The sequence below is a fragment of the Klebsiella sp. CSG-1 genome, assembly GCF_056521145.1.
This window is the reverse complement of sequence record NZ_JBWNLD010000004.1, coordinates 497,072-509,334: the sequence shown is the minus strand read 5'-3', so window position 1 is coordinate 509,334 and position 12,263 is coordinate 497,072. Positions and strand designations below refer to the sequence as shown.

The following is a 12,263-nucleotide window of genomic DNA, read 5'->3' as shown; positions in this document are numbered from 1 at the left end:
CTTCTTTAACGCCGGAGACGGGCAGGACACGATTATCGAGAGCAGCGGGACGGACACGCTGCGGCTCGGGGAGGGGCTGCTGGCGGAGCAGGCGGTGCTCTCCCGGCAGCGGGTACAGGGCTATGACAGTCTGGTGCTCAACTTCCGCGACCGGGCGGACAGCGTGATTATCCGGGGTTACTTCAGTCTGGACAGCTATCAGGTGGAGCAGATTGTCTTCGCCGACGACACGCTATGGCTGCCGGAGGATGTGCTGAATTATATCGAACACAATATTCCTTTACCGGTCATGGACACCGCGGAAAGCACGGCAGACATCGCGCTGTTGAAGCAGGAGATCTGCCAGTTTCTGGCCTCGGGCGACGTTGATGATGCGGACGATGCCGGGGTGGCTATACCGCTGGCTACCGCGCAAACGACGGCGGAAAACTGGCGAACAGCCGTTGGCTATTAGTGGAGCTGCGTTATGTCATCGGATGATAATCTATGGCAGGGGCTGCGGCTGATTGCCCGCTACCACGGTACGGCGGTGAATATCCGCGCCCTGCGTGAGCAATTCTTTGTCGATGCGGAACATCACATCACCCTGCAACTGGTGCGTGCGGCCCGCCATTGTGGCTTTCGTTGTCGCTACTATCCCCGCCTGCACGTCACCTCTCGCTTACCTCTGCCGGCGCTGGTTCATTTACCCGATCGGGGATATAGCGTGTTGTTGGCGGTTAAGGACGGGCAATGGCTGGTTCAGGAGATCGATCGGCCGCAATCCTCCGTGTACTCGCCTGTGGAGGGGGCCAGGGTCGGCGGTTTTTTATTTAGCCAACGCTTCTCTGTGGAAAAGCTGGCCAACGAGTTCAATCTGCGCTGGTTCTGGCAGGCATTTATGCAGTATCGCAGGCTGGTTGGTGAAGTCTTGCTGGCTTCATTTTTTATTCAATTGCTGGCATTAATCACCCCCCTTTTTTTCCAGGTTGTGGTCGACAAGGTTTTGGCCCATCAGAGTCTGACGACGCTGGACGTCCTGGCGCTGGGAATGCTCTGTATTACCGTTGCTGAAGTCGTGCTGGATGGACTCCGAACTTACCAGCTGGCACATACCGCGCAAAGAATTGATGTCACCTTGAGCTCATTGCTCTTTCGTCATCTTCTGGCGCTGCCGCTGGCGTGGTTTAAGGAACGGCAGGCAGGCGTTACCGTAGCACGGGTTCACGAACTCAAAACGGTACGGGAATTTCTCACCGGCAGCGCTCTGACGCTTTGTACCGATCTGCTCTTTATGGTGATTTTTTTCGTCGTCATGGCGTTCTACAGTATCCCATTGACTCTTATCGTCATCATTTCGCTGGTTTTTTACGCCATTTTATCGGCGGTTATCACGCCATCTCTGCGCCGTCGTCTCAACGAACAGTTTCGTCAGGGAGCGCAGAATCAGGCTTTTCTGGTGGAGAGCATCACGGCGATCGAGCCGCTGAAAGCGATGGCGGTTGAGCATCATATGGTCCGTCGCTGGGATACCCGAATCGCCGCTTTTGTCAGTAGCAGCTTCAGAACGCAGAATTTGGGGAATATAGCCGGGCAGATTTCCCGCTTTATTAGCCGGGCAACCAGCGTGGCGATCCTGTGGTACGGCGCGCAGCAGGTTATTCAGGGCGACATGACGGTCGGCGCGCTGATTGCCTTTAACATGTTTGCCGGCCAGGTTACCGCGCCGGTGCTGCGCTTCGTACAGCTATGGCAGGACATACAGCAGGTCTCGGTTTCCATCAAACGGCTGGGGGATATTCTGAATATGCCGACCGAGCAACAGCCTGCGAGCGGCATCGCTCTCGCCCAAATGCAGGGGGCGGTAAGGTTCGCCGGGATCAGCTTTGCCTACCATCCCGGCGGCGCTCAGGTGCTGAACAGCGTGACGCTATCCGTGCGACCAGGCGAGGTTATTGGCATCGTAGGGCGCTCGGGCTCGGGTAAGAGTACGCTGGCGAGACTGATGCAAAGGCTGTATTTACCCTCGGTAGGTCAGATATTTATCGATGGCACGGATATCGCTCATACCGATCCGCAATGGTTGCGCCGTCAGGTTGGCGTCGTGTTACAGGAAACTCAGCTTTTCTCCGGCACCCTGCGGGAAAATATCGCCCTTGCCGTACCCGATGCCTCGCAGGAGCAGGTGATGGCCGCTGCCGCGCTGGCCGGCGCCCATGAGTTTATCAGTGAACTCCCGATGGGCTATGACACACCGGTTGGCGAACACGGCGGGCAACTTTCCGGCGGGCAGAAACAACGTATCGGCCTTGCCCGTGCGCTGATAACTGACCCGAAAGTATTGATTCTCGATGAAGCCACCAGCGCGCTGGACTACGAATCTGAACGGATTATTCACCACAATATGGCGGAAATCTGTCGGGGGAGGACGGTATTTATTATCGCCCACCGCTTATCCACCGTTCGGCTGGCCGACCGTATTATCGTGATGGAAAGCGGCGCGATCGGCGAGCAGGGAACGCATGCTGCGCTGCTTGCCGGGAATGGTCTGTACGCGCGTTTATATGCGCTACAGCAGGGGATGACCGGATGAAGCGTTACCGGGAATTTCTCCCCGCGGTGCTGGAGGTTCAGGATACGCCGCCTTCGCCTGCGGGCAGGGGCATCATCTGGTGCGTGATGTTGACGATGTCCGCGGCGCTCTTATGGGCAGCCTGGGGTAAGGTTGATATTGTTGCCGTGACGCAGGGGAAAATCGTGGTGAGCGAACTGTCGCGCCCGGTGAATGCCGCGGTCACCGCTGAAGTCGCGGCGGTGATGGTGCGGGAGGGGATGCACGTGGCCCAGGGCCAGCCGCTGATCAAATTTAACGACGGTCATTTGCAGGCGCAAATCAAAGAGAACCGGCTGCGCCAGCGTATTAACCGGTATCATATTGCGCGTCTGACATTGCTTAACCGTTATTATCATCAGGGGAGCGTTACCGCTCAGCTTCCTCCCGCCTATCTACAAGAGGATGTTGCGCTGGCTGAACAGGCGGCGTTACGGCTAACGGCGGAAATCGAGGCGGATCGCCGTGAAAAAGCGGTGTTTGACAGCCGAAGAGCGGTTCTGCTGGCGCAGCTGGCCGAGGGACAGGTGGAAAAAGCGCTGGCTGAAAATTTGCTGCCGCTTTTCAGAGAACAATATCAGGCGCTGGAAGCGCTGTATCAGAAGAAGCTCACCAGTCGGGACAGCCTGCTGGAGAGCGGGAAAAAATATACCGAGTCCCGCCATCGGGTGGTGGCCGCAGAAACCCGCGCACAGGAGGTGCGTGACAGCCTCCATCAGATAGATGAAGAAGCGCAGGCCAGAACGGCCGATAAAACCCATGCCCTTGCCAAAGAGAGCGCGGAGCGCAGCGATGAAAACCGGGTGCTGGAAACCAAGCTCAATCAGCTCCAGTCCCTGAGCGCACAATACCTGTTGCGCGCGCCGGTTAGCGGAACGGTGGAGTCTTTGGTCTTCAGGGATGCCGACGGCGCCGTGGAGCCGGCGCAGGAGCTGCTGAAGATCGTTCCCGATAGCGGTGAACGGGTAGCGGAAGTCATGGTCAGGAACCAGGACGTCGGTTTTCTAAGGCCCGGGCAAAAGGCGGCGGTGAAAATCAGTACCTTTGACTTCACCCGCTATGGGTGGGTGACGGGTGAACTTCGGCAGGTCTCGGCCGATGCCGTTGAAGATCGGGAGCTGGGGTTGGTTTATCGGGCGGTGATTTCCCTGAAACAGCGAACGTTGATGGTGGAGGGAGAGGAAAAACTTCTTGAACCGGGGATGCAGGTTACCGGTGAAATAAAAACGGGACGCAGAACAATCCTGAGTTACCTGCTGAGTCCCGTGATGGAAGCGCTGGATGGAGTGGGTAAACAGCGCTAGTAACGGCTTTTCGCTTAAAGCCGTTACCGTATGCCGCGTTCGATTAGCGCGTCGCCGCCTTCAGGCTCTGCACGAATGCTTTGAGCTCGGCCAGCATGGTCTGCGGATCGTTAACGTTGCGCTCGATAATTTTCACGATCGCCGAACCGGAAATCGCCCCGGCCGCACCGGCTTCAAGTGCAGCGGTCACCTGCTCCGGCGCGGAGATGCCAAAGCCCTGCAGCGGCGGCGCGGCGTTATATTCGGCCAGTTTTTCCACCAGGTGGTGCAGCGGCAGCGCGGCGCGGTTTTCCGCTCCGGTAACGCCAGCGCGTGACAGCAGGTAGGTATAGCCGCGGCCCCAGGAGGCAATCTGGCGCAGCAGGTCATCATCGGCGTTCGGCGGGCAGATGAAGATCGGCGCGATATTATGGCGCAGCGCCGCCTGACGGAACGGGGCGGACTCTTCAATCGGGACATCGGCGACCAGCACCGAATCGACGCCGACGCGTGCGCACTCGGCATAGAACTCGTCAATACCAGGGCTGAATACCAGGTTGGCATACATCAGCAGGCCAATCGGGATAGTCGGGTGCTTGTGGCGAATCGCCGCCAGCATTTCAAAGCATTGCGCCGGGTTAACGCCAGCGGCAAAGGTGCGCAGGGTTGCGCCCTGAATCGTCGGGCCATCCGCCAGCGGATCGGAGAACGGAATCCCCAGCTCCAGGGCGTCGGCGCCGGCTTCAATCAGCGTATCGATGATCTTTAGCGACAGCTCAGGGTTCGGATCGCCGAGGGTGACGAAGGGAACGAACGCGCCTTCCCGGCGGGTTTTCAGTTGTGCAAACAGCGTCTCATAACGTTCCATCAGATTTCCCCTCGCGCTTTCAGAATATCGTGTACGGTGAAGATGTCTTTGTCGCCGCGACCGGACAGATTAACCACCAGCAGCTGCTCTTTTTCCGGGTTTTCGCGCATCATTTTCAGCGCATGCGCCAGAGCGTGAGAGGACTCCAGAGCCGGAATAATCCCTTCATGGCGGGAGAGCGCTTTAAAGGCCTCCAGGGCCTCGTTATCGGTAATCGACACGTAATCCGCGCGGCCGGTGCTGTTGAGGAAAGCGTGCTGCGGGCCAACGGATGGGAAATCCAGACCGGCGGAAATGGAGTAGGACTCTTCAATCTGGCCGTCTGCGGTTTGCATCATCGGTGACTTCATACCGAAGTAGATGCCAACGCGACCATGCTTCAGCGGCGCGCCGTGTTCACCGGTTTCAATCCCGTGACCCGCAGGTTCGACGCCGATCAGACCGACGTTGGTTTCATCGATAAAGTCAGCAAACATCCCGATAGCGTTGGATCCGCCGCCGACGCAGGCGATAACCGCATCCGGCAGACGACCTTCTTTTTCGAGAATTTGCGCTTTGGTCTCTTCGCCAATCATGCGCTGGAATTCACGCACGATGGTCGGGAACGGATGCGGGCCCGCCGCGGTACCGAGCATATAGTGCGCGGTCTCGTAGCTACCAGACCAGTCGCGCAGCGCTTCGTTACAGGCATCTTTCAGCGTGGCGGAACCGCTGTGCACCGGAATCACTTCGGCACCCATTAAACGCATGCGGAACACGTTTGGCGACTGGCGTTCGACGTCTTTTGCGCCCATATAGATGCGGCACTTCAGACCGAGCAGAGCGCTGGCGAGTGCGGATGCTACGCCGTGCTGGCCGGCGCCGGTTTCGGCGATAATTTCGGTTTTACCCATTCGTTTAGCCAGCAGCGCCTGACCCAGCACCTGGTTGGTTTTGTGCGCGCCGCCGTGCAGCAGATCTTCGCGCTTCAGATACAGCGTGGTGCAGGTCCCTTCGGTCAGGTTACGACATTTAGTCAGCGCCGTGGGACGACCGGCGTAGTTTTTCAGCAGATCGGTAAATTCCGCCTGAAACGCCGGATCTTTCTGCGCGCTGACGAACGCTTCTTCCAGCTGGCGCAGGGCAGGCATCAGAATCTGCGGGACATACATACCGCCAAATTCGCCAAAATAGGGATTAAGTAAAGTGCTCATTATTGCTCCTTAATATGCGCGCAGTGTTTGAAACACCGAAGCCAGTTTGCTGGGATCTTTAATACCCGGCTGCGACTCTACGCCTGAATTGAAATCGAGTCCGGCACAGCCGCTTTTCGCAGCTTCTACACAGTTATCGGCACCCAGGCCGCCTGCCAGAATGACATTACGCAGGTCCTGGCCCTGCAGCAGCGTCCAGTCGAAACGCTGGCCGCTACCGCCCTGGCCATTATCGAAAACATACTTATCGACATGGGTGAAGTGACGTGAGGGTAGCGTGTCGCTGACGCTGAGGGCTTTCCAGATTTGCACCGACTCCGGAAGGGCCGCACGCAGCGCGTCAATATAGGTCTGATCTTCGCTACCGTGCAGTTGAATCGCCGCCAGCGGAAGCTGTTCTGCCCGGGCGGCGACCGCCTCGATGGGCGCGTCACGGAAGACGCCAACGTAGCGCAGCGGAGCGGACTGAATAATCTCTTTCGCCTGGGCATCGTTCACGGCACGCGGCGAGGAGGGAACAAAAATCAGCCCGCCATAAATTGCGCCGGATTCACAGGCGATCTGTGCATCCTGAGGCCGGGTCAGGCCGCAGACTTTATTCTCGCCGAGCAGCACGCGCTTCACGGCGGCATCGAGATCCGCCTGTTCCATCAAGGCGGAACCGATCAGGAAACCGTTGGCAAAATGGCTGAGTTCGCGCACTTCGGCGTAAGTATGAATACCGGATTCGCTGATAACCGTCACATCATGATCCAGGCGCGGCGCCAACTGGCGGGTGCGGTTCAGATCAATCGACATATCGCGCAGGTCGCGGTTGTTAATCCCGACCACTTTGGCCTTCAGCGCAATGGCGCGCTCCAGCTCCTCTTCATTGCTGACCTCGGTCAGCACGCCCATGTTCAGGCTATGGGCCACGGCGGCAAGCTGGCGATACTGGTCGTCGTCAAGCACCGACAGCATCAGCAGGCAGGCGTCGGCCTGGTAGTAGCGCGCCAGGTAGATCTGGTAAGGATCGATGGTGAAATCCTTGCACAGAATCGGCTGCGGCGCGATGGCGCTGACGATCGGCAGAAAGTCGAAGCTGCCCTGGAAATATTTCTCGTCGCACAGGACGGAGATGGCCGAGGCATAATTTTTATAGACGCCGGCGATGGTCGCCGGGTCAAAATCCTGGCGAATCAGTCCTTTCGACGGAGACGCTTTTTTGCATTCCAGAATAAACGCGGTGCGTGTACCGGCGAGCGCATCGTAAAAATTACGCTGAGTCGGGACGACGTCATTCTGAAAACTGGCTAACGGTTGCTGTTGTTTGCGGTCTTCTACCCAAATCGCTTTGTCGGCAACGATTTTTGCTAAAACGGTCTGCATTATTTACCCTCTTGCCGCTAATGCGGTCACTCTGTCATAGGCCGCTCCGCTGCGCAGCACGTCGATCACCTGCTGAGCGTTGGCCTTCAGGTCTTCGTGCCCGTACAGGCGCATCAGCATAGCGACGTTGGCGGCGACGGCGGCTTCGTGAGCGGCTTCACCTTTACCTTGTAGCAAGCGCGTAAGAATGTCACGGTTTTCTTCCGGCGTGCCGCCAGCCAGCTGTTCCTGATGGTAAGGCGTGAGACCAAAGTCATTGGCCGTCAGCTGATAGCTTTTGATTTCCCCGTTATTCAACTCAGCGACTACCGTCGGCGCATGCAGCGACACTTCATCCATACCGCCGCTGTGGACTACCGCAGCCCGCTGGTAGCCCAACACGCGCAGGGTTTCGGCAATCGGCAGCACCAGTTCCGGGCTGTAGACGCCAATCAGCGCCAGCGGCGGATGCGCCGGGTTAATCAGCGGCCCGAGCACGTTGAACAGCGTGCGGGTTTTCAGCTGCTGGCGAACCGGCATCGCATGGCGGAAACCGGTGTGATACTTCGGCGCAAACAGGAAGCAGACGCCCAGTTCATCCAGCGCGGTGCGGGACTTGTCGGCATTCATATCCAGGTTGATACCGAACGCGGCCAGCAGATCGGAAGAGCCCGACTTGCTCGATACGCTGCGGTTGCCATGTTTGGCGACTTTCAGGCCGCAGGCCGCCGCCACAAAGGCGCTGGCGGTGGAAATATTAATGCTGTTGCTGCCGTCGCCGCCGGTACCGACGATATCGGCGAACAGGTAGTCCGGACGCGGGAACGGCGCGGCGTTTTCCAGCAGGGCGGTGGCGGCGCCGGCAATCTCTTGCGGCTGTTCACCGCGCACCTTCATGCTCACCAGCGCGGCAGCCAGCTGCTCGGGTTTCACTTCTCCCCGCACCACCGCAGAGAACAGCAGGTGACTTTCCTGCTGGCTCAGGGTTTCGGCCTGATACAGCTTCTCGAGGATCGGCTGAATCACGTTGGTCTGCTCGAGTTTCTGCAGCGCCCATGCCAGGGTCTGCTCCAGCAGACGTGCGCCCTGGGTGGTGAGAATCGACTCAGGATGGAACTGGAAGCCGCAGACGCGGTCGGCATCATGACGCACCGCCATGACCATCCCGTTAAAGTTGGCGTTAATGGTCAGCCCGGCCGGAATATTGCTGCCCACCAGCGAGTGATAACGCGCTACCGGCAGCGGATTGGTCAGCCCGGCAAACATCGCCTGGCCGTCATGTTCGATGCTGGAGGCTTTGCCGTGCAGGATTTCGCCAGCCTGGCCGACGTAGCCGCCGTAAGCTTCAACAATGGCCTGATGACCGAGGCAGATACCGATGATCGGCAGTTTGCCGCGCATCCGGGTCAGCAGCTCCGGCATGCAGCCCGCTTCGCTGGGGGTCCCCGGGCCCGGAGAGAGCATCAGCACCGGATTATCCATGGTACCAATGCGCTCAATTAAGGTCTGCGCCGGCACCGAGTTACGGTAAATCACCACGTTATGGCCGTTCGCGCGCAGCTGGTCTGCGAGGTTGTAGGTAAAAGAGTCGATATTATCGAGCAGCAGGATGTCGGCCATCAGAAAGTCTCCTTAGCGTGGTGGGCCTGAGCGATTGCGCGCAGCACCGCGCGAGCTTTATTGCGGGTTTCATCCGCTTCGGACTGAGGCACTGAATCCAGAACGATACCGGCGCCAGCCTGGACGGTGGCGATGCCGTCCTGCACATAGGCAGAACGAATCACGATGCAGGTATCGAGGTCGCCGTGGGCGGTAAAGTAGCCCACCGCGCCGCCGTAGCTGCCGCGGCGTTTGCCTTCGGCGGCGGCGATAAGCTGCATGGCGCGAACCTTCGGCGCGCCGCTCAGGGTGCCCATGTTCATACAGGCGCGGTAGGCATGCAGGACGTCGAGGTCGCTACGCAGTTCGCCAACCACGCGGGACACCAGGTGCATCACAAAGGAGTAGCGGTCAACTTTGGTCAGGTCGGCGACGTAGCGGCTGCCCGGCGTACAGATTCGCGCGAGGTCGTTACGCGCCAGGTCAACCAGCATCAGATGCTCGGAAAGCTCTTTATGGTCAGTGCGCATTTCCAGTTCGATACGGCTGTCGAGGTCGCGATCCAGCGATCCGTCGGCGCGGCGGCCGCGTGGGCGGGTACCGGCAATCGGGTAGATCTCAATCTGGCGGCTTAGGGCGTCATATTTCAGCGAGCTCTCTGGCGATGCGCCAAATAAAGAGAAGTCGTTATCCTGCATAAAGAACATGTACGGGCTTGGGTTGCTCTTTTTCAGGACGTCGTAGGCCGCCAGCGCCGACGGGCAGGGCAGAGAGAAGCGGCGGGACGGCACCACCTGGAAGATTTCACCGGCGCGAATGGCGCGCTGCATTTTGCGTACCACCGCGCCGTACTCTTCATCACTCTGATCGCAGTCGCAGGTCATCGATTCAACTTTAGTCACCGGCAGCGGCGCAGGCGGCTCGTTAAGCTGCTGGCGAAGCTGGGCGATACGCTGGGTCAGACGCTGTTTTTCACTCTCCAGCGGGGTGAACAGGCTCGACTGGATACGGGTATTTTTGGTCTGGTGGTCGATAACCAGCAGGGTTTCGGCCAGGTAGAAACAGTAGTCCGGGCAGGCGGTGTCGCTTTCCAGCGGCGGCAGATTTTCAAAACCGGCTACCAGGTCATAGGCAAACAGGCCGCCAAAGAACATCGCTTCGCGCTCGTCCGGCGGAACGGTGACCAGTTCCTGCAGCAGACGGAAGGCGTCAAAGACGGATAAAGAGCACAGGCGGGCATCTTCATCCAGCAGCGCGCTGACAGGCGGGAAGGTCAGGATCCGGCTATTGGGCTGGCGCTGATTGTCGATGCCCGAAGGCAGAGTATTATCCAGTAAATCCAGCAGGGCCGCGCCGTTAGCAGAAAGCGCCTGCAGAGTGACAGTGTCACCTAGCGCGGTGATGCGCAGCGCGCTGTCTACCAGCAGCAGGCTTTTTAAATCGTCTTTGCTGTCGATATCCGCCGATTCCAGCAGCAGCGTGGCCGGGCGAGCGCCGCACAGCTGGTGAAACAGCGCCGTGGGGTTTTCGCGATAGATGGCGTCGCTGGTGAGAAGCTCGAGTGCCGGTTTTGATGTTTGCATTATTGTTCTCGCCTTTCGGTATAATAATTTGTCCAATAAAAAGCCCGCTCATTGGCGGGCCGGGTATCTGTATGCTGAGTGCAAAACGCGATCACGCCGCCCGATATCAGGAGGTGCGCCACCAGCCGTGCAGAGTGATAAATTGCGTTTTCATCGTGATACCCCTTCATGTGAACTTGCGTACTAGTTAACTAGTCCAGAGGAATAAAGTCAACCCCTGTTTGCAGATTTTCTCCGCGAGTCGTTATGATAATGCGCTAATTTAAGTCCATGTCCAGCAGGAGTCTCTTTGAGCGACACCCATTACGCAGTGATTTACGATCTGCACAGCCACACCACCGCCTCTGACGGGCGGCTGACTCCGCAAGAACTGGTTCATCGCGCTCACCAGATGCGCGTCGGGACCCTGGCGATTACCGACCACGATACCGTGGCGGCGATTCCCGCCGCGCGTGCCGAAATCGCCCGCGCCGGTTTACCGCTCACGCTGGTAACCGGGGTGGAAATTTCAACATTGTGGGAAAACCACGAGATTCATATTGTCGGTTTGAATATTGATATTGTGCACCCGGCACTGAGCGCGCTTCTGGAAGAGCAGAAGGCGCGTCGCCAGCTGCGCGCACAGATGATCGCCGAGCGGCTGGAGAAAGCGCGGATTCCAGGCGCCTGGGAGGGGGCCATGAAGCTTGCTGACGGCGGCGCGGTAACCCGCGGACACTTCGCGCGCTTCCTGGTGGAAGCCGGTTATGCCAGCAATATTGCCGATGTTTTTAAAAAATATCTCGCCCGCGGGAAAACCGGATACGTTCCGCCGCAGTGGTGTACAATAAAACAAGCGATTGATGTCATTCATCATTCTGGCGGCAAAGCGGTTATCGCCCATCCCGGGCGTTACGACCTCTCCGCCAAGTGGCTAAAACGGCTGTTGGCCCACTTCAGCGAGCAGGGTGGCGATGCGATGGAACTGGCGCAATGCCAGCAGGCGCCCCATGAACGTACGCAGCTTGCCGCGTACGCCGTGCAGTTTGGTCTTCTGGGTTCACAAGGATCTGATTTTCATCAGCCTTGTCCGTGGATCGAACTGGGCCGCAAACTTTGGCTACCCGCTGGCGTAGAAGGGATCTGGCACAGCTGGGAAACGGCCGCAGAATAAAATTGAGAGGGAAGTATGAGCCAGTTTTTTTATATCCATCCGGACAACCCGCAGGCACGGTTGATTAACCAGGCGGTGGAGATTGTGCGTAAGGGTGGGGTGATCGTTTATCCCACCGATTCCGGTTACGCGCTGGGCTGTAAGATTGAAGATAAAGGCGCGATGGAGCGTATTTGCCGCATTCGTCAGTTGCCTGATGGCCACAACTTTACGCTGATGTGCCGCGACCTGTCTGAGCTGTCGACCTACGCGTTTGTCGATAACGTGGCGTTTCGCCTGATAAAAAATAACACCCCGGGTAACTACACCTTTATCCTCAAGGGGACCAAAGAGGTACCGCGTCGCCTGCTGCAGGAGAAGCGTAAGACCATCGGGATGCGCGTGCCGTCGAACCCGATAGCCCAGGCGCTGCTGGAGACGCTCGGCGAACCGATGCTGTCGACCTCGTTGATGCTGCCCGGTAGCGAATTCACCGAATCCGACCCGGAAGAGATCAAAGACCGGCTGGAGAAGCTGGTGGATTTGATTATCCACGGCGGCTATCTTGGCCAGCAGCCTACCACCGTCATCGACCTGACCGAAGACGCGCCGGTCGTGCTGCGTGAAGGCGTCGGCGACGTTAAACCGTTCCAGTAACGGACTACGTA

Annotated in this window: 10 protein-coding genes and 1 other annotated feature; of the genes, 5 read left to right on the top strand and 5 right to left on the bottom strand. The window is 58.3% G+C overall.

All coding sequences use genetic code 11. The features are described 5' to 3' along the window. The 3 genes from AC007G_RS13300 to AC007G_RS13290 all read left to right on the top strand — a co-directional run. On the top strand, positions 1 to 454 hold a 454-nt coding region (locus tag AC007G_RS13300), incomplete at its 5' end, for a calcium-binding protein (protein WP_479466612.1). A gap of 12 nt (positions 455 to 466) precedes the next feature. Next, on the top strand, positions 467 to 2,572 hold the full coding sequence (locus AC007G_RS13295) for a type I secretion system permease/ATPase (RefSeq protein WP_142631122.1): 2,106 nt from the start codon (positions 467 to 469) through the stop codon (positions 2,570 to 2,572). Further along, the gene (locus tag AC007G_RS13290; RefSeq protein ID WP_479466611.1) at positions 2,569 to 3,894 is read left to right on the top strand and encodes an HlyD family type I secretion periplasmic adaptor subunit; all 1,326 of its coding nucleotides are present in this window, start codon (positions 2,569 to 2,571) and stop codon (positions 3,892 to 3,894) included. Before AC007G_RS13295 ends, AC007G_RS13290 begins: the two co-directional genes overlap by 4 nt. Positions 3,895 to 3,937: 43 nt before the next feature. On the opposite strand, the gene trpA is transcribed toward AC007G_RS13290, so the two are convergent. Genes trpA through AC007G_RS13265 form a run of 5 tightly spaced genes read right to left on the bottom strand, consistent with a single transcriptional unit; the run spans position 3,938 to position 10,463 of the window. Beyond that, positions 3,938 to 4,741 carry a tryptophan synthase subunit alpha gene (gene trpA / locus AC007G_RS13285; protein ID WP_142631120.1) on the bottom strand — a complete coding sequence of 268 codons (804 nt, stop codon included), beginning with the start codon at positions 4,739 to 4,741 and terminating at the stop codon, positions 3,938 to 3,940. Next, on the bottom strand, positions 4,741 to 5,934 hold the full coding sequence (trpB, locus tag AC007G_RS13280) for a tryptophan synthase subunit beta (protein WP_142631119.1): 1,194 nt from the start codon (positions 5,932 to 5,934) through the stop codon (positions 4,741 to 4,743). Before trpB ends, trpA begins: the two co-directional genes overlap by 1 nt. Before the next feature lie 9 nt (positions 5,935 to 5,943). After that, complete coding sequence (gene trpCF, locus AC007G_RS13275; protein WP_032688129.1) at positions 5,944 to 7,302, bottom strand: bifunctional indole-3-glycerol-phosphate synthase TrpC/phosphoribosylanthranilate isomerase TrpF; 1,359 nt, start codon at positions 7,300 to 7,302, stop codon at positions 5,944 to 5,946. 3 nt (positions 7,303 to 7,305) lie between these two features. Continuing rightward, the gene (trpD, locus tag AC007G_RS13270) at positions 7,306 to 8,901 is read right to left on the bottom strand and encodes a bifunctional anthranilate synthase glutamate amidotransferase component TrpG/anthranilate phosphoribosyltransferase TrpD (RefSeq protein ID WP_032688128.1); all 1,596 of its coding nucleotides are present in this window, start codon (positions 8,899 to 8,901) and stop codon (positions 7,306 to 7,308) included. Then, positions 8,901 to 10,463 (bottom strand): anthranilate synthase component 1, encoded by a 1,563-nt coding sequence (locus tag AC007G_RS13265; RefSeq protein ID WP_032688127.1) that lies wholly within the window; start codon positions 10,461 to 10,463, stop codon positions 8,901 to 8,903. Before AC007G_RS13265 ends, trpD begins: the two co-directional genes overlap by 1 nt. Before the next feature lie 34 nt (positions 10,464 to 10,497). After that, positions 10,498 to 10,593, bottom strand: a sequence feature (Trp leader region). 159 nt (positions 10,594 to 10,752) lie between these two features. Here AC007G_RS13265 and rnm point away from each other — a divergent pair. After that, positions 10,753 to 11,616, top strand: a complete 864-nt coding sequence (gene rnm / locus AC007G_RS13260; RefSeq protein WP_073554156.1) for an RNase RNM — start codon at positions 10,753 to 10,755, stop codon at positions 11,614 to 11,616. A gap of 15 nt (positions 11,617 to 11,631) precedes the next feature. Then, positions 11,632 to 12,252: an L-threonylcarbamoyladenylate synthase gene (locus AC007G_RS13255; RefSeq protein WP_032695873.1), complete on the top strand. Its 621-nt coding sequence runs from the start codon at positions 11,632 to 11,634 to the stop codon at positions 12,250 to 12,252. Positions 12,253 to 12,263 lie beyond the last annotated feature (11 nt).

Bases quoted from the DNA above. Each gene is read 5' to 3' on its own strand.
- AC007G_RS13295 (WP_142631122.1), top strand. From the start codon at position 467: ATGTCATCGGATGATAATCTATGGCAGGGGCTGCGGCTGATTGCCCGC.
- AC007G_RS13290 (WP_479466611.1), top strand. From the start codon at position 2,569: ATGAAGCGTTACCGGGAATTTCTCCCCGCGGTGCTGGAGGTTCAGGAT.
- trpA (WP_142631120.1), bottom strand. From the start codon at position 4,741: ATGGAACGTTATGAGACGCTGTTTGCACAACTGAAAACCCGCCGGGAA.
- trpB (WP_142631119.1), bottom strand. From the start codon at position 5,934: ATGAGCACTTTACTTAATCCCTATTTTGGCGAATTTGGCGGTATGTAT.
- trpCF (WP_032688129.1), bottom strand. From the start codon at position 7,302: ATGCAGACCGTTTTAGCAAAAATCGTTGCCGACAAAGCGATTTGGGTA.
- trpD (WP_032688128.1), bottom strand. From the start codon at position 8,901: ATGGCCGACATCCTGCTGCTCGATAATATCGACTCTTTTACCTACAAC.
- AC007G_RS13265 (WP_032688127.1), bottom strand. From the start codon at position 10,463: ATGCAAACATCAAAACCGGCACTCGAGCTTCTCACCAGCGACGCCATC.
- AC007G_RS13255 (WP_032695873.1), top strand. From the start codon at position 11,632: ATGAGCCAGTTTTTTTATATCCATCCGGACAACCCGCAGGCACGGTTG.